Raw genomic sequence first — 17,314 nt, forward strand, 5'->3', positions numbered from 1 at the left:
TCACATCCGATCAGCGTCGCCGTCGCGGCGCTGCTGCTTGGCAATTCGACGCTGCTCTTCCGCCCGCTCGCGGCACTGACGCAAGAAGGCTTCGTCCGCCGCCGGATCCTGCGCAACGGCACGTCCCGGGCGCTCGTATTCGCCGTAACCGGTTGGGCCGACGTAACCGCGGGGCGCGTTCTGTCCGCGCCCGACCACCAGCCACAGAACCGATCCCAAAGTAGGAAGGAAGATGATGATCAGAATCCAGACGACCTTGGGTAGGTACTGGATGTAGGCGTCATCTCTCGTGATGGCGTCGACGATGCAGAAAATCCACAGCAACATCGTGATGAGGCCGAACAAGGCATAGGGCACGCTGGCGATTCCTCCCGAGAATAAAAACCCTCGCCATGCTAACGAAAACAGACCAATTAGTACATTAGATTCTGGCGAATGTTGAACTCGAGCCATCCTCGGTACGCATCGACGTCCCATCCACTGACCCGACGCAATTGCTGATGAAGCTGAGGCGAGACGAAAGCGGCAAGTATGCCCGCGGCTTTCTCGAGCGAAATCTCAGGCCTCAACAAGCCATGCTCGGAGAGACCCTCGGCTATCGACATCGCATTGACGGCCGACTGATCCGACGACTCCTCGGATAGTCGACGCATGTCGGCATCCGCACCCGAGGATTCGACCGCGACCATCATCAGAGCGCCGGCACGTTCGAGCAGTCCGATGCCCTGAGCCACGATCTGGGAGACGATCCGGCGAACGTCATCGGGGTCCGAGGCCAGGTTCGGCGCGCCGAGTGGAACCTCTTCGGCATCGAGCGCCGCAGCGAGGGCCGCTTCGAAGATCTCGAGTTTCCCGCCGGGGAAGGCTGTGAACACCGTCCGATCGGCGACGCCGGCCGAGGCGGCAATCTGCTTGACGGTGGCTTTGACATACCCGTCTCGAATAAACAAGGCCGTCGCCGCATCACGAATGAGTTCACGCGTTCGCTGCGCGGAAGCTTCACGCACGCGGGAGTGGTACTGGCGTCTGCCCTCCATTGCGCACACTTTAGCCGCATTCGATGCAACGACCATGCATGGAAAGAATCGTGCAGCTCAGGAGCCTTTTCCGGGGTGATCTATCCAGCCGTCGCTACCGGGAAACACCAACGCCTCGTGGCCGTTGTCGTACCTGACCAGATACGGAGGACCGCCGTCCTCGCCGTGCACCTCGAGAACCTCGGCAGTTACCTCCGCCTGCCCCACCACGCGCCCCTGGACGTGGAGACGGTCACCCACTTCGGCATGCATCACTCCTCCTCGCTGCCCGCTCGCGCAGGCGCAGACCAACCACTGACGTTGTTCCCGTCATGCCGACTCGGAAACCCCGGGGCGAGTTGCCGTCGTGAGAAATCGCATATTCACCGAAGGTGACACCGACGGGTGAACAGTGGTTCACTCAGGGTGAATTCCCGTTCACCATCGCCGCGTGAAGGACCGTCTCTTGGCATTGCACTCGTCTCCGACCACTCGCCGTTCAAGTCGGCTCATTACCGCAATTCTCTGTCTTTCCGGCACCGTGGTCGCGCTGCAACAAACGATGGTCATTCCGTTGTTGCCCGATTTCCCGAAGATCCTCGGCGTCAGCGCTGACGACGCCTCCTGGCTCGTCACCGTCACGCTCCTCACGAGTGCCGTCGCCACTCCGATCGTCTCCCGCCTGGCAGACATGTTCGGAAAACGACGCATGATGCTGATCTCGATGACGATGATCGTGGTCGGATCACTGGTCGCGGCGATCGGCGGCAACTTTGTCGCCCTGCTGATCGGACGTGGTCTCCAGGGCTTCGCGATCTCGATGATCCCCGTCGGAATCAGCATCATGCGCGACGAACTACCCAAGGAGAAGGTGGCGTCGGCAACAGCGTTGATGAGTGCCACTCTCGGAATCGGCAGCGCACTCGGGCTCCCGCTGTCCGGGTTGATCTTCGAGCATCTGGGCTGGCCCGCCATCTTCTGGCTCTCGGCGATCGTGGGCGTCCTGCTGATCATCGCGGTAGCCGTCGTCGTCCCGGAATCGAGTCTTCGTACCCGCGGCAAATTCGACTTCCTGGGCGCGGTCATGCTCTCGACAGCACTCACGGCGATCCTCCTCGCCATCTCCAAGGGCGCCAGTTGGGGGTGGACGAGCGAACTGACATTGCTGATGTTCGTCATCGGAATCGTGACTCTCGCATTGTGGTTCCCTTACGAACTCCGCGTCACCCAGCCGATGGTCGATCTTCGAACGTCGGCCAAGCGGCCTGTTCTGCTGACCAACGTCGCCTCGATCCTCGTCGGCTTCTCGATGTACGCGAACAACCTCTCCACCACCCAACAACTTCAGATGCCGAAGATCTCCGGCTACGGCTTCGAACTGGGCGTGATGGCGGCCGGACTGTGCATGATTCCGGCAGGCCTCGCGATGGTCTTCTTCGCGCCCGTCTCCGCGAACATCACGAAGCGATTCGGAGCCAAGATCACCCTGATCGTCGGCGGCACGGTGCTCGCGCTCGCCTACATCGCGCGAGTGTTCCTGACCGGTTCGATAGCACTGATCATCATCAGCGCGGCGGTGGTCAGCATCGGAACCGCAATCGCCTACTCCGCGATGCCGATGCTGATCATGCGATCGGTTCCGATTACCGAAACCGCGTCGGCAAACGGCCTCAATTCGCTGCTCCGCTCAGTCGGTACTTCCACGTCCAGCGCGGTGGTTGCCGCCATGCTCACTTCGATGGTCATCCCGTCCGGGCCGGGCGAGGGCCTTCCGTCGATCGACGCCTTCAAGAACATCTTCTGGCTGGCCGCCCTCGCCGCCGTGGCTGCTGCCGCTGCCGCTGCGTTCATTCCTCGCCGCGGCGCAAAACCGGAAGCGGCACTTCGCCCGGTGACCCCGGAAGGGTTCGAGCTTCCCGACGCCGCCGTGTCCGAAACGGAAATTGTGGTTGCCGGTCGTGTGATCCGGGCCGACAGCCGACCGATCCGGCAGGCCGTTGTCACCGTGATGGACATGGAGGGTCGACCGATCGACTGGAGTCGCGCCGACAACGAGGGCAACTTTTCCCTCGCCCTACCCCGGCCCGGACGGTATTTGGTAGTGACGAGTGCCGACGGCTGGTCCCCTCGGTCGCAGGTGATCGCTTTCGACAGCGCGCAATCGACGCACACCGTCGAACTCGGTGACCGCCTCACCATCTCCGGCAAGGTCGGAGTCGGCGGCCGAACAACCTCGGGAACCGTCGTCACGCTCACGAAACCGACCGGCGAATTCGTCGCATCCACCGTCACCGACGGAACCGGGCACTACGGAATCGCGCTCCCGACATCCGGCCGGTACATCCTGACCGCGCTGACCGAGAGCGGACACGGCACATTGGCTCGTCAGATAGCGGTCATCGCGCAGTCCACCGTCGTCGACTTCGACGTACCCGTCGATGCCGAGCCGTTGACGACAGTATGAACGCCAGTACGAGCAACCGAACGCATGGCGATCGGGTATCGAGGCGGAGGCGAGCGACATGAGCAGCGGCGAAGCCAGCATCCTCACAGCAGCGAAAGCCTTGTTCGCGGAACGAGGTTACGCATCGACGACCATCAAGGACATCGCGGTCGCAGCCGGCTACTCCCCTGCCCTGGTCATGAAGATCTACGGCAGCAAAGCTCGGCTGTACTCGGCTGCGATCCCGTCCGCACCTCCGATGGACGAGGATCCGAATGCCGACGCCACCGGAGACATCGGCTGTCAACTGGTCGAGAAACTTGTCGCTCGTAGAGAATCCGACGAAACCGATCCGTGGGCAATGCTCGCAGTACACGTTCACGAGGCGCCAGATCCGGCCGCCGCTCGGGCCGAGATCAAGCAACGATACGTTCACGGGATCGCGCGCCGCATCGGCGACACGGAGCCCGGTTTGGTACGCAGCCAGATCGTCGTCTCACTGCTGCTCGGACTGGCCACCGGCATGCGGACGCTCGAACTCCTCGGTGAGGATTCACTGTCGTCGGAGGATCTGATCCGGCGCTACGGAAGGCTGATTCAAATAGCCGTCGACGAAATCGAACCGGTATCCGAGCACGAATCGTTCATCAGTGACACGGTGGAGGAATGACTACTTACCGATACCTCGACGCCGACCGGAATCTCCTCGAAGAGAAAGATTTCGAAACCGAGCAGGACGCACAGGAATACCGACTCTCCGTCCTCGGTGCCGAACACATCGAGCCCACCGACGAATGACGCCTCCGCAAAGGAAGCCGAAGCAAGGCATTCTGTAGCGTCGAGACCATGCCTGTAGCTTGCTTGGGATCGATCACCCTCGATTGCAGTGATCCACAACGCCTTGCGGAATTCTGGCGAAATATGCTGGGCGGCGAAATCACGTACAACACTGAGAAGTTTGCGACCGTCAGCACAGGCGGTGGCCAGATCACCGCAATCCGCATCGACGAACACCGCCCGAGCACGTGGCCGATGGCTGCAATACCGAAGCAGATTCATCTGGATTTAGTGGTCGATGATCTGGACATCGCACAGGAGCAAGCTGTCAGCCTCGGTGCTCAAATCGGTAGCCGGCAGAACGCGCCGGAGCGTTGCCGGGTTCTACTCGATCCCGCTGGTCATCCGTTCTGTTTGTGTCTGGCGGGTCCGAATCTGTCGCCGTGGTCAATGCCTGGCGAATCTGCGTGAGTTCGTCGATCAGAGCTTGAACGCGCCGCTCGATTTCGTCACGGATCGGGCGAACTGCTTCAAGGCCCTGTCCGGCCGGGTCGTCGAGAACCCAGTCTCGGTAACTCTTGCCGGGGAAGATCGGGCACGTGTCGCCGCAGCCCATGGTGATGACGACATCCGAATCCTGGACGGCGTCGACAGTGAGGATCTTCGGAGACTGCGCTGAGATGTCGATACCGCGCTCTGCCATCGCCTCGACCGCTGCCGAATTGACGGTCTCGGCGGGTGCGGATCCGGCGGAACGGACCTCGATGGCGTCGCCTGCGAGATGGCTCAGGAATCCCGCGGCCATCTGAGATCGACCGGCATTGTGGACGCAGACGAACAACACCGATGGTTTGCTCATGACCTCGCTCTTTCTCGACTGGATGAAACCTCTTCGACTGCAAAGCGTTTGCGTAGTGCAAGGGAGACATAGACCAGCCCGACGAGCACCGGTACCTCGATCAGCGGGCCGACGACACCGGCAAGAGCTTGCCCCGAGGTGGCGCCGTAGGTGGCGATGGCTACCGCGATCGCGAGTTCGAAGTTGTTGCCCGCGGCGGTGAACGCCAGGGTCGTGGTGCGTTCATAGCCCAATCCGATTGCGGCGCCGAGGATGTAGCCTCCGCCCCACATGAGCGCGAAGTACGCGAGCAGGGGCAGCGCGATCCGGACGACATCCCAAGGCTGGGAGGTGATCTGTTCGCCCTGCATCGAGAAGAGCACGACGATGGTGAACAGCAGACCGTAGAGCGCCCAGGGGCTGATCTTGGGGATGAACTTGTTGTCGTACCAGTCGCGGCCTTTGGCGCGTTCGCCGAAGAAGCGGGACAGAAAACCTGCCAGCAGCGGGATACCGAGGAAGATCAGAACGGATTTGGCGATCTGCCAGGGCGAGGTGTCGATGGTGGTCTGTTCGAGGCCGAGCCACCCGGGCAGGACCGAGAGGTAGAACCAACCGAGCACGGCGAACATGATCACCTGGAACACCGAATTGATGGCGACCAGCACCGCGGCGGCTTCGCGGTCTCCGCAGGCCAGGTCGTTCCAGATGATCACCATCGCGATGCAGCGAGCGAGACCGACGATGATCAAACCGGTTCGGTATTCCGGCAGGTCAGGCAGAAACAGCCAGGCGAAGGCGAACATCAGCGCCGGGCCGAGAACCCAGTTCAGGAACAGGGAGCCGGCGAGGAGTTTCTTGTCCCCGGTGACTGTGTCGAGGCGGTCGTAGCGGACCTTCGCCAGGACCGGGTACATCATGATCAGCAGACCGAGGGCGATCGGTAGCGAGATGCCGTCGATCTGCACCTTGTCCAGGGCAGTGTTCACACCGGGGATCCAGCGTCCAACCAGCAGGCCGACGACCATGGCCACGCCGATCCAGACCGCCAGATAGCGGTCGAGGGTGGAGAGTTTTCCGACGACTTCGGGGTGTTCGGTGGTGGCAGCGGTGTTGCTCATGCGGTGACCTCAGCGCAAGCGTCTGCGGCACTCACGCTCGCACCTTCTACCAGCAGAACGGCGGAAAGCTGTTGCAGCGCAGCCGGAATAACCCAGTAGTACACCCAGGTCCCGCGTCGTTCACAATCGAGCAGCCCGGCCTGGCGCAACACCTTCAGGTGATGCGAGATAGTCGGCTGAGACAAGTCGAACGAGTCGGAGATGTCGCAGACGCAGGCTTCACCACCCTCGTGACTTGCCACCAAGCTGAGCAAGCGGAGACGAACCGGATCGCCGAGGGCCTTGAACATCCGAGACAAGTCTCCGGCCCAATCCTCAGTCAACGGTTCACGAACGAGCGGGGTGCAGCAAGCCTCGGAGTCCGGCAGCTCTTGATTCGACATTCTTCGATATTGACAGATATCGAATCAACGCGCAATCGGGCATCCGGTCAGCCGGATCCCGGACTCATCCCTCGGCGATCGCCGTTCGACGCTCGAGCAGAACAGTGTCGCGCCACACGCCGTCGAGTTCGGCGATCTTCTCGCGAAGGCCGACCGTTCGAAACCCGGCCGAATGATGGAGCGAGATGGAGGCACGGTTCTCCGGGAACATCGACGTCTGCAGAGTCCAGAGTCCGTCGGCGTCGGCGGCCATGACTTGCTTGCGCAACAACGCCTTTCCGACGCCACGACCACGCATGCCGTCCGCAACGTACACGGAGTTCTCGGCAACCCCGCGGTAGCAGTCACGCTCGGAAACCGGACTCAACGCAGCCCATCCGACAACAACACCCCCGATAGTCGCCACCCATCGATGCTGCGGCAGCCACCGTTCGTGGAGATGCTCACGCGAGGGGACCTCAGCGGCAAAGGTGGCATTTCGGGTGTCGATACCCTCGCCGTAAATACGGCGAACCGCATCCCAGTCGTCGTCGATCATGGCCCGGACAGAGACATCGTCGGGCAGATCACTCGGGCAGCACGGACGCGGAGCAAGGACTCCCATCACCACATCCGCCGCCTGCGGCAAGGCAACGCAACACGTCGGACTCATCGCGACGACCGTGCTCGTCCCTTCCTTACGCATGGTCACAAAACCCACATCGGCGAGCTTGCGCAGGTGGTGCGACACCGTCGGTTGCCCGATCCCCAACGCCTCGGCGAGCGCTCCGACGGTAATACCACCGACCGCGCTCGCTACCCGGTGAAGCAATCGGACGCGCATCGGCTCGGCAAGGCAGGCGAACCACTGCGCGTAGGTATCGGCATCGCCCTGCGCGAGGACGGAAGAACGGATCTGATCCGGGTCCGAATCGCCGACTCGCACCGTCGGAGTCTGCAGCGAAGTCATCTCTTCACTATATCGACAGCTGTCGATGGTTGCCTACATTGATGATCGTCGATACAGTTCTCCGTAGATCGATAATCGTCGATGAAAGGCACGAAAATGAACCCCCTACCCGTTGTCGTGATCGGGGCCGGCCCGATCGGCCTGGCAGCCGCAGCAGAACTGCGCGAGCGCGGACTCACACCCCTTGTATTCGAGCGCGGAACCACAGCCGGTGCTGCGATCTCCGAGTGGAATCACGTTCGACTGTTCTCCCGGTGGTCCGAACTCGTCTCCCCCGCCGCGCGGCGACTCCTCGACCAGAATGGATGGAGCTCACCCGACGGGCAGACCTATCCGACCGGCCGGCAATGGCGCGAGCTCTACCTCGAACCACTCGCCTCGGCCCTCGCCGACCTGGTCCAGTTCGACACCGAGGTGATCGGCGTCGCTCGACGCGGACGTGACCTGGTCGTCGACGCCGGACGCGACAGCGAACCCCTCTCGATTCACCTGCGGCGCCGGGACGGAACCGAGGATCGGATGTTCGCCCAGGCCATTGTGGATGCGTCCGGCACCTGGGGCACCCCGAACCCGCTCGGTGGTGAAGGTCTTCCTGCACTCGGCGAAGGCGCTGTGGGTACTGCGATCCGGTACCGGGTTCCTGATCTCGACGATCCGGCGGTGCGGGCACAGTTCGCCGGAACGCACACCGTCATCGCAGGTAGTGGCCACTCCGCGCTGACGGCGATCGTTGCGCTGTCAGGGTTGGCGGAGCAGGCTCCGAGCACCCGCATCACCTGGGCGGTCCGCCGAGGAAACATCGGCTCTGCATTCGGAGGCGGCGACGCTGACGAACTGCCCACGCGCGGCGCCCTGGGCTTGCGTGCAAAGAAGGCCGTCGAGGATGGCCTGTTGAGAGTCGTCACCGGCTTCCGCACCGCAGAGGTGACAACTACCCCTTCGGGACAACTCATACTCGCCTCCGATGCGGGTGATCGCATCGAGAACGTGGACAACGTCATAACGCTGACCGGCTTCCGCCCCGATCTGTCCTGGCTCTCGGAAATTCGACTCGGCCTCGACCCGGTCTTACAAGCACCGGTCGAGCTTGCTCCGCTGATCGACCCGAACGTCCACTCGTGCGGCACCGTTTACCCGCATGGCGCGAAGGAGCTTCGCCATCCGGAGCCGGGGGTGTACTTGGCAGGAATGAAAAGCTACGGCCGAGCACCCACCTTCCTGGCGATGACCGGCTACGAGCAGGTTCGCAGCATCGCAGCCGAGCTCGCCGGCGATCACGACGCCGCAGCCCGCGTCGAGCTGATCCTTCCGGAGACCGGAGTCTGCGGCGGCGCAGGTGTTTTCGACGAAGCTGACGCAGACGCAGCTGACACCGGGGAAACCGAAGCCGGATGCTGCGGCGCACCCACTCCGGAACTGATCACGCTATCGGCGCCGTCTGGCAACACCTGCGGATAGAAACAGTCCATGACGACGGATCCAGCCCGCCGGGCTGCCACATCCGACCGAACAAGGCATGCTGATCGTGTGCATACTTTCGAGGTCTGGGCGCCAACGCCGGAATCGGTCCGGGTCGAAGTCGATGGCATCACGCACGACATGGAGCGGACCGACGACGGGTGGTGGCGAGGCGAGGTCGACTGCGACAACGAAGCTCGCTACGGCTTTGTCGTCGACGGTCAAATACTCCCGGATCCGCGGTCACCACGCCAGCCCGAAGGCGTGCACCTTCTCTCCCAACTGCACCAGCTCGACGAGGCGTCCTGGACCGACTCTCAGTGGACCGGACGGCAACTCCCGGGATCGTCGGTCTACGAACTGCACATCGGAACGTTCACCCCCGAAGGAACTTTCGACGCCGCGATCGAGCGTCTCGATCACCTCGTCGACCTCGGTGTCGGGTTCGTCGAGATCATGCCGGTCAACGGTTTCAACGGAACTCACAACTGGGGCTACGACGGTGTGCTCTGGTACACGGTCCACGAGATCTACGGTGGCCCGGACGGGTTACAGCGCTTGGTGAATGCAGCCCACGAACGTGGACTCGGCGTGATCCTGGACGTGGTCTACAACCACCTGGGCCCGTCGGGCAACTACCTCGAAAAGTTCGGCCCCTACATTGCCGATGGCGCGAACACCTGGGGCCGAACGATCAACATCGGAGGCCCGCAGTCGGGCGAGGTTCGCGAATACATCATCGGCAATGCCCTGCGATGGATGCGTGATTTCCACATCGACGGCCTACGCCTCGACGCCGTCCACGCGTTGGTCGATCACACCGGAACGCACATCCTCGAGGAACTCGCCGTCCGAACGGAAACACTGTCGGCCCATCTGGGCCGACCGCTCACGTTGATTGCCGAAAGTGATCTCAACGACGCCACTCTGATCACGCCACGAGCGGCCGGCGGGTTCGGCTTGGACGCGCAGTGGGACGACGACATCCACCACACCATTCATACAGCCGTCTCCGGCGAACGCCAGGGTTATTACGCCGACTTCGGATCCTTGGAATCCCTTGCAAGTACATTGCGGCGCGGGTTCTTCCACGCCGGAACGTATTCCTCGTTCCGTGGGCGGGTTCACGGCCGGCCGATCGACATCACGCATCAGCCCGCCAGCGCTCTGCTCGCATACACGTGCACCCACGACCAGATCGGCAACCGAGCGATCGGCGACCGCCCGAGCGCCTATCTGACGCCAGGACAATTGGCGATCAAGGCAGCACTGGTCCTGCTCTCGCCGTACACGCCGATGCTGTTCATGGGCGAAGAATGGGGAGCCACCACTCCGTTCCAGTTCTTCACCTCGCATCCGGAACGGGAACTCGGCGAGGCCACCGCCAAGGGCCGTAAGGCGGAGTTCGCGGCACACGGCTGGAACAGCGACGACATTCCGGATCCGCAAGATCCACAGACATTTCTGCGATCCAAACTGGACTGGGACGAGCGAACCGACCAGACACACGCTCGCGTCCTGGCGTGCTATCGCGATCTACTTGCCCTGCGCAAGAAGCGAATCGAGATCACCGACCCCTGGCTGGGGCACATGCACGTCGACTACGACGAGGACGACCAGTGGATCACCCTACGCCGCGGCGCATTACAGATCGTGTGCAATCTGGGAACGGACGCGGCCTCGGTCCCAGCCGGCGGAACCCCCATCCTCTGGTGGGATCCGCCGACACAGGACGAGAGCGCGTCCGCAACAGTCGTGCCTGGGCACTCGTTCGTCGTACTCGAAAGCTGACTACCCGGATTCTGCAGGAGCTAGCGCTTCGCGTTCTACCGTTACACGCGTTACCGCTTCGCGTTCTACCGTTACACGCGTTACCGCTTCGCGTTCTCTGGTGTACTCCGCAGCATCCTCAACACCAATGCGGCACTGACGAACAGAACCAAAGCTGTTGCACCGGCAGCAACGTGCATACCGTCGACAAACGCCGACTTCGCGGAATCGGCAAGCACCGAACCGAGTTCACCAGGTAGGTACGTTGCTTCCTGCAGGGCACCGCCGAGTGTGCCCTGTGCAGCGTGCGCCTGATCTGCTTCGAGCATCGAGGTGTCGATTCCCTTGCGGAAGATCGCCATCACCACGCTGCCCAGGATCGCCACGCCGAGCGCGATGCCGAGTTCGTACGCGGTCTCCGACACAGCGGACGCAGCGCCGGCGCGTTCGGGTTCCACCGAGCTGACCACGAGATCCGATGTCAACGTCAACGCGACACCGACACCAGCACCGGCCAGACCGAAGCCGATCACGAACATCAACGGGCCGCTGTCGACGCCGAGCGCGAGCAGCATCGCAGCACCGATACCGGCAACCGCGAGGCCCGCGCTGAGCACGTGAGACACCGACCACCGGCGAATCAACCAGGCCGCCGCAACCGCGGTGAATGCGCTGAGCAACATACCCGGGAGCATCAGCAGGCCGGCGTCGAGCGCCGAGTTACCGAGCACCAACTGCAGGTACTGCGAGCCGAAGAACAGGACACCTGCCAGCGCGAAGATCGAGAGCAGGTTGGTGATGACGGCGGTGGAGAACGACGCGTTGGCAAACAGCTTCAGATCCAACATCGGATCCTTCAGCATCCGCTGACGACGCACGAACACGTAACCCGCCGCGAGACCAACAAGGCCGATCACCAGCAACGTGATGCTGACGCCGTGCACCACGGATTCCTTGACCGCGTACACCAGCGGCAACATGGTCGCCATCGACAGACCAGCGCTGATGAGGTCGAATCGACCCGGATTGGGGTCTTTCGACTCCGGGATCAGGATCGGGCCGAGTACAACCAGCGCGATCATGACCGGAATGTTGATCAAGAAGACCGAACCCCACCAGAAGTGCTCGAGCAACCAACCACCGACCAAAGGGCCTGCCGCTGTACCGCCACCGGCCATCGCGCCCCAGACACCGATTGCCTCGGTGCGCTGACGCGGGTTGACGAAGATCGTGCGGATCAGACCGAGGGTGGCAGGCATCAGCGTTGCGCCGGAAATACCCTGCAGCACGCGGGCGGCAATGAGCATCTCGGGACTGACAGCGAGAGCGGCGATGATCGAGGCGAGACCGAAGCCGACTGCGCCGATCAGGAGCAGTTTTCGCCTACCGATCCGGTCACCGAGCGTACCCATGGTGATGAGCAGACCGGCGAGCACGAACGAATAGACGTCGATGATCCACAGCAACTGCGTGCTGCTCGGCTCGAGGTCGGCGCTGATGAACGGAAGCGCAAGATCGAGCACCGTGCCGTCGACTGCGATGAGCAACACAGCAAAGGCAAGGACTATCAAGCCCGCCCAGTCACGCTTTGTCGCCCGAACCTCGTCGGGATTGATTGCAGACGTCTGATCTGCCGACACTGACATTGCTCCCCTGCGACTTTCTCTGAGTTCTTTCGAAAAGATTTCACTGAACCGTCCAGCCGGTACAGTAGGTCTACGGTAACAGTGAACCGTCCAAGCGGTAAAGTTATTTCCGGGTAGGGTCACATCACATGGCTGCCGACACTCGCGATCGAATTCTCGACGCACTGGAGAAGCTGCTGCTGGTCAGCGGCGTTGCTCAAGTCACGCTCGAAGGCGTTGCCGCCGAAGCCGGGGTTTCCAAGGGCGGACTTCTCTATCACTTCCCCAGCAAGGAAGCCCTCCTCGCGGCGATGGTCCGCAGACTCGGGGAACGCTCGGATCAGCAACTCGACGACGCCGTAGCCGGCGGTACGACGGTCACCGAGTTCTATCTGCAGATCCCCGATGCGAACGAAAGCGAAGAACTCTCACTCTTCCGGTCGATCATCGCGGCACTGAGAACAGTCGACGGACAACACGACGAAATCCAGAAAGCCGTCACACATGTGATGCGGAGCTGGGACAAGGGCCTTCAGACCGAGATCGCCGACCCTGTGCAGGCCGAGATCATCCGACTCGTCGGCGACGGCCTGTATCTGGCGGCCATGCTCGGACTCCCCCAGCCGGATCCCGAACTGCATCGACAGGTAGTCGAGCGACTGCGGCCCTGACCGGGGGGCGTCCCTTACGTCAGATAGCGGTACGCCGGGCTTCCCGGCTCGAGCCTCTCGGACTGCATCGGCGCGCGCTCCATCCGCTCGAGTAACGCCGCCAACCCGTCGGCGGAACCGAGTTCGATACCCACCAACGCGGCACCCGTCTCGCGATTGTTTCGCTTGACGTACTCGAACAGCGCGATGTCGTCGTCCGGCCCCAGCACGTCCGAAAGGAAGCGACGCAACGCTCCCGGTTCCTGCGGAAAGTCCACCAGGAAGTAGTGCTTGAGCCCGAGGTGAACGAGCGAACGCTCGAGAATTTCGCCGTAACGGGAGACGTCGTTGTTGCCACCGGAGATCAGGCACACGACGGTCGAACCCGGCTCGAACGTCAAATTCTGAAGTGCCGCAACGGAAAGCGCACCCGCAGGTTCGGCGATGATGCCCTCGCTCTGATACAGCTCGAGCATCGCCGTGCAGATAGCGCCCTCGTCGATCTGATTGACGACAAACGATCCCGAACCGGACCGCGTCTGAAGTTGACGAGCCACGAGCGGCAACGACGCGTGCGACACGACGGCGGCACCCAGACGTGAGACGACCTCGTAGGGAACATCGCCGATCCGCTTGACCGCTGCTCCGTCGACAAATGGATCGACGTCGGGAAGAGTCACCGGGCCCCCGGCAACAAGAGCGGCCGTCATGGACGCCGCGCCGGACGGCTCGATCCCGACGATCGACGTCTTCGGCGACCGCTCGTGCAGGTAGGTGGCGATGCCCGCAATGCAACCGCCACCGCCGACCGGCACGACGATCGTGTCGAGAGGGGCGTCCAATTGCGTGAGAATCTCCGCTGCAATGGTTCCTTGCCCCGCAGCGGTGCGCACGTCGTCGAACGGCGGAACCATGGTTGCGCCGGTTTCGGCTACGTCCTCCGCGGCCGCAGCAGCGGCGGCGTCATAGGTCTCACCGATCATGAACAGTTCGACAAATGCTCCACCGTGCGCGCGGATGCGATCACGCTTCTGCTTGGGGGTATTGGCCGGAACGTAGATCCGACCCTTGATCTGCATCGTTCGGCACGCGAAAGCAACACCCTGCGCATGGTTACCGGCACTGGCAGTCACCACGCCGGCACCGCGTTCGGCCTCGTTGAGCTGAGCGATCAGGTTGTAAGCGCCACGAATCTTGTACGAACGAACGCCCTGGAGGTCCTCACGCTTGAGATACACGTGTGCCCCGGTCAACGCCGAAAGACGATCGCTGTACTGCAGGGGTGTCGCCGCAATGACATGCTGAATTCGCTCGATGGCCGCGTCGATCTCCTGCGCGTCGAGCGCGGGGACGGTGGACTTCGTTACTACGACATCGGGCGAGTTAGACACCCCGCCATTTTCGCACGTCGGAGATCAACCTTCCCACCACCCCGCCCCGCATGGTCTGGGAGGCAGGGTGGCGGTAGGTCAGCCGCGCGGATCCAACTGTGAGGGACGTGGCACGTTCCGCAGATTCGACTTGGCCATCTGTACTGCCTCGCCGACGCCGCCGTTCATCACCATCTTCGACATCGCCAAAGCGAAGCCCTTCATCTGACCACCGGTGATATTGGGCGGCAACGACAATGCCAACGGATCGGTCACCAGATCCACCAAGGCCGGACCGTCATGATCGAGCGCGGCGCGTAGGCCCGCTTCGATGTCCGCGGGATTCTCGATTCGGCGCGAGAAGATACCGAGCGCAGCAGCAACCGCCGCGTAGTCGACCGCGGGCACGTCGACCCCGAAATCCGGAAGGCCGTCGACCAGCATCTCGAGCTTGACCATTCCGAGCGTCGAGTTGTTGAACACCACGATCTTGACCGGCAACTTGTACATCGCGACGGTGACCAACTCACCGAGCAGCATCGACAATCCACCGTCGCCCGACACCGAGATGACCTGACGCCCCGGACTCGACCATGCAGCACCCATCGCGTGTGGGAGCGCATTGGACATCGATCCGTGCAGCGCCGAGGAGATGAAGCGTCTCGATCCGTTCGGATTGAGATAGCGCGCCGTCCACACGTTGCACATCCCGGTGTCGGCGGTGAAGATTGCGTCGCCGGCTGCCAGATCGTCCAAGATCGAGGCCGCATACTCGGGGTGAATCGGCGTGCGCTGCTTGACCGGATCCGTGTATGCACCAACCACTTTGGTCATCAGAGTGTTGTGCTTGGCGAGCGTGTCCTCCAGGAACCCGCGGTCGGTCTTTCGATCGAGCTGCGGAATCAGTGCATTCAAGGTGCTCGCGACGTCGCCGTGCACAGCCAGGTCCAGGCTGGTTCGACGCCCCAACCGCTCGGCCGCGATGTCGATCTGAGCGGTACGAACGTCGTCGGGCAAGAACTGATCGTAGGGAAAGTCCGTACCGATCAGGAGCAGGAGATCGGCGCCGTGGATACCGTCGTGCGCCGCACCGTAACCGAGCAATCCGGTCATCCCGACGTCGTATGGATTGTCGTACTGGATCCATTCCTTGCCACGCAGTGAATGCCCGATGGGAGCGCCGACGGTTTCGGCCAACGCCAGAACCTCCGCGCGCGCATCTCGCACGCCCGCGCCGGCAAAGATCGCAACCTTACGCGAGCCGTTGATCACATCTGCCAACGCCTTGACGTCACCGGCATCCGGAACGACTGTCGGCCTTCGGGTTTCGACGAGCGTCGGCGGGGTGCCTTCTGCCGGGCAGTCGGCGATGTCCCCGGGAAGCACGATCACCGAGACGCCGTTTCGAGCCACCGAATGCTGAATCGCCGACTGCACCACGCGTGGTGATTGCACTGGGGTGCTGACGAGTTCGGTGTAACTCGAACATTCGATGAAGATCCGCTCGGGATGCGTTTCCTGAAAGTAGCCCATTCCGATCTGGGCGCTGGGGATGTGCGAGGCGATCGCGAGGACCGGCGCGCCCGAACGATGAGCGTCGTACAGGCCGTTGATCAGGTGAAGGTTTCCGGGACCGCAGGATCCGGCACACACTGCGAGTTTTCCGGTGATCTGGGCATCCGCTGCGGCCGCAAAGGCGGCTGCTTCCTCATGCCGGACGTGTATCCAATCGATTCCGCCCTTCTCGGAACCACCGGTGCGACGAACCGCATCGACGATGGGATTGAGACTGTCACCGACAATGCCGTAGATCCGACTGACACCCGCGTCAACGAGCTGCTGAACCAATTGATCTGCAACGGTTTTCGGACTCATCAGACCTCCATGACACACTCACGGGAGTCGGGATCGCCGACCCCCGGGAGTGACGATTTACTTGTGATTGATGCAGCGCTTCTTGTGGAATGCGGGGTTACTTGGGTTCGAGCACGAACACCGGAATCTCACGATCGGTCTTCGTCTGATAATCGGCGTAGTCGGGGTACGCAGCGACAGCGCGCTCCCACCAGACCGCCTTCTCGTCGCCGGTGACTTCCCGAGCAACCAGGTCGAAGACCTGCGTCGCGTCACGCAGCGTGACGTGCGGGTCGGCTTTGACGTTGTAGTACCAGACCGGATTCTTCGGGGCGCCACCGAGCGAAGCCACAACGGCATACGAACCGTCGTGCTCGACCCGCATCAGCGGCGTCTTCCTGACCTTGCCGGACTTTGCGCCGATGGTCGTGAGAACGACGACGGGCATGCCGTTCATGTCGTTTCCCTCGGTGCCACCGGAGTTCTCGATGCGTGCGACCTGATCGGCGGCCCACGACGCTGGACTGGGTTCGTACTCACCTGTGATTGGCATGTGTACCAGTGAACACCCACTCGAGCACCTTGGCCACCGAACCACGCCGACCAGGCCTGTCGCCCGCGCACTCCCCTGGTTGATCGATTAAGTGAGCTGCCGATCAATAAAGTTCGCTTGCCCGAACTCTCATCTCTGGCTACTCTGAAACCACAGCTTCGAACTGCCGTATCGGAAAGGGACGAGATGACCACCGCAGATATCTCCACTCGCGAATCACGCCCCTCCCCCGACTATTGCGTCGATCTGGCCGGAACTCGGTGGCCGCTGTACAAGATCGAAGCTCTCGTGGTCGGGTTCGTGCTGTTCGTCGTCGCCGGTGCCGTCACGCAGTCGATGCAGGTGGCCGTACTGACTGCCGCAACGGCCGCTGTAGTCACGTGGTGGGTACGGCGCGTGCACTACTCACGCACCACCTGATCACCGCACTCCCCCGAACTCCCGCGAACCGAACGAAGGGACCTTGCTGCATCAGCAGCAAGGTCCCTTCGTTCGGTTCAGGTCCGC

At 62.3% G+C, this 17,314-nt stretch carries 18 protein-coding genes and 1 pseudogene; 8 read left to right on the forward strand and 11 right to left on the reverse strand.

The features are described 5' to 3' along the window. Genes ATN38_RS12005 through ATN38_RS12015 form a run of 3 tightly spaced genes read right to left on the reverse strand, consistent with a single transcriptional unit; the run spans position 1 to position 1,289 of the window. Positions 1-357: a PLD nuclease N-terminal domain-containing protein gene (locus ATN38_RS12005; protein WP_003941757.1), complete on the reverse strand. Its 357-nt coding sequence runs from the start codon at positions 355-357 to the stop codon at positions 1-3. Between the two features lie 56 nt (positions 358-413). Then, the gene (locus ATN38_RS12010; RefSeq protein WP_042450140.1) at positions 414-1,037 is read right to left on the reverse strand and encodes a TetR/AcrR family transcriptional regulator; all 624 of its coding nucleotides are present in this window, start codon (positions 1,035-1,037) and stop codon (positions 414-416) included. 57 nt (positions 1,038-1,094) lie between these two features. After that, positions 1,095-1,289 (reverse strand): DUF1918 domain-containing protein, encoded by a 195-nt coding sequence (locus ATN38_RS12015; protein ID WP_003941743.1) that lies wholly within the window; start codon positions 1,287-1,289, stop codon positions 1,095-1,097. A gap of 178 nt (positions 1,290-1,467) precedes the next feature. Between ATN38_RS12015 and ATN38_RS12020 the strand changes: the two genes are divergently transcribed. The 4 genes from ATN38_RS12020 to ATN38_RS12030 all read left to right on the forward strand — a co-directional run bounded on the left by ATN38_RS12020 (position 1,468) and on the right by ATN38_RS12030 (position 4,707). After that, positions 1,468-3,480 (forward strand): MFS transporter, encoded by a 2,013-nt coding sequence (locus tag ATN38_RS12020; protein ID WP_065456578.1) that lies wholly within the window; start codon positions 1,468-1,470, stop codon positions 3,478-3,480. 58 nt (positions 3,481-3,538) lie between these two features. Further along, complete coding sequence (locus ATN38_RS12025) at positions 3,539-4,129, forward strand: TetR/AcrR family transcriptional regulator (RefSeq protein ID WP_003941800.1); 591 nt, start codon at positions 3,539-3,541, stop codon at positions 4,127-4,129. Then, positions 4,126-4,257 carry a hypothetical protein gene (locus ATN38_RS32745; RefSeq protein WP_256082667.1) on the forward strand — a complete coding sequence of 44 codons (132 nt, stop codon included), beginning with the start codon at positions 4,126-4,128 and terminating at the stop codon, positions 4,255-4,257. The genes ATN38_RS12025 and ATN38_RS32745 overlap by 4 nt, the downstream gene beginning before the upstream one ends. Before the next feature lie 123 nt (positions 4,258-4,380). Then, a complete protein-coding gene (locus tag ATN38_RS12030; protein WP_230691664.1) occupies positions 4,381-4,707 on the forward strand; it encodes a VOC family protein in 327 nt (108 codons plus the stop codon). Here ATN38_RS12030 and ATN38_RS12035 read toward each other — a convergent pair. The 4 genes and pseudogenes from ATN38_RS12035 to ATN38_RS12050 form a co-directional block, all read right to left on the reverse strand. After that, positions 4,706-5,095: pseudogene (locus ATN38_RS12035) on the reverse strand (arsenate reductase ArsC); the annotation flags it as partial. The gene ATN38_RS12030 and the pseudogene ATN38_RS12035 sit on opposite strands and share 2 nt — an antisense overlap. Then, positions 5,092-6,195: an ACR3 family arsenite efflux transporter gene (gene arsB / locus ATN38_RS12040; RefSeq protein ID WP_065352575.1), complete on the reverse strand. Its 1,104-nt coding sequence runs from the start codon at positions 6,193-6,195 to the stop codon at positions 5,092-5,094. The gene arsB and the pseudogene ATN38_RS12035, both read right to left, overlap by 4 nt. Next, entirely contained in the window at positions 6,192-6,578 is a 387-nt protein-coding gene (locus ATN38_RS12045; protein WP_003941739.1) for a helix-turn-helix transcriptional regulator, read from the reverse strand. Before ATN38_RS12045 ends, arsB begins: the two co-directional genes overlap by 4 nt. 64 nt (positions 6,579-6,642) lie before the next feature. Continuing rightward, a complete protein-coding gene (locus ATN38_RS12050) occupies positions 6,643-7,527 on the reverse strand; it encodes a metalloregulator ArsR/SmtB family transcription factor (RefSeq protein ID WP_058039465.1) in 885 nt (294 codons plus the stop codon). A 96-nt stretch (positions 7,528-7,623) separates the two neighbouring features. On the opposite strand from ATN38_RS12050, the gene ATN38_RS12055 reads away from it, so the two are divergent. Further along, positions 7,624-8,985 (forward strand): NAD(P)-binding domain-containing protein, encoded by a 1,362-nt coding sequence (locus ATN38_RS12055; protein ID WP_065352577.1) that lies wholly within the window; start codon positions 7,624-7,626, stop codon positions 8,983-8,985. A 69-nt stretch (positions 8,986-9,054) separates the two neighbouring features. Then, entirely contained in the window at positions 9,055-10,776 is a 1,722-nt protein-coding gene (gene treZ / locus ATN38_RS12060) for a malto-oligosyltrehalose trehalohydrolase (protein WP_073512224.1), read from the forward strand. 80 nt (positions 10,777-10,856) lie between these two features. Here treZ and ATN38_RS12065 read toward each other — a convergent pair whose 3' ends face one another. Next, complete coding sequence (locus ATN38_RS12065) at positions 10,857-12,401, reverse strand: MFS transporter (RefSeq protein ID WP_054781564.1); 1,545 nt, start codon at positions 12,399-12,401, stop codon at positions 10,857-10,859. 128 nt (positions 12,402-12,529) lie between these two features. On the opposite strand from ATN38_RS12065, the gene ATN38_RS12070 reads away from it, so the two are divergent. Next, positions 12,530-13,051, forward strand: coding sequence for a TetR/AcrR family transcriptional regulator (locus ATN38_RS12070; protein WP_003941685.1), 522 nt, complete (start codon positions 12,530-12,532; stop codon positions 13,049-13,051). A gap of 14 nt (positions 13,052-13,065) precedes the next feature. Here the strand turns inward: ATN38_RS12070 and ilvA are convergent, their stop codons facing one another. From ilvA to ATN38_RS12085, 3 genes are all read right to left on the reverse strand, one after another. After that, on the reverse strand, positions 13,066-14,421 hold the full coding sequence (ilvA, locus tag ATN38_RS12075; protein WP_007733150.1) for a threonine ammonia-lyase IlvA: 1,356 nt from the start codon (positions 14,419-14,421) through the stop codon (positions 13,066-13,068). Positions 14,422-14,499: 78 nt separating this feature from the next. Beyond that, complete coding sequence (locus tag ATN38_RS12080; RefSeq protein WP_065456580.1) at positions 14,500-16,275, reverse strand: pyruvate dehydrogenase; 1,776 nt, start codon at positions 16,273-16,275, stop codon at positions 14,500-14,502. Between the two features lie 97 nt (positions 16,276-16,372). After that, positions 16,373-16,807, reverse strand: a complete 435-nt coding sequence (locus ATN38_RS12085; protein ID WP_003941666.1) for a nitroreductase family deazaflavin-dependent oxidoreductase — start codon at positions 16,805-16,807, stop codon at positions 16,373-16,375. A gap of 186 nt (positions 16,808-16,993) precedes the next feature. Between ATN38_RS12085 and ATN38_RS12090 the strand changes: the two genes are divergently transcribed. Further along, positions 16,994-17,227 carry a hypothetical protein gene (locus tag ATN38_RS12090; RefSeq protein WP_003941759.1) on the forward strand — a complete coding sequence of 78 codons (234 nt, stop codon included), beginning with the start codon at positions 16,994-16,996 and terminating at the stop codon, positions 17,225-17,227. The last annotated feature ends 87 nt before the right edge of the window (positions 17,228-17,314 follow it).

Origin of the sequence: Rhodococcus sp. FH8, from assembly GCF_019266085.1 — a bacterium.
Classification (GTDB): Bacteria; Actinomycetota; Actinomycetes; order Mycobacteriales; family Mycobacteriaceae; genus Rhodococcus_F; species Rhodococcus_F qingshengii.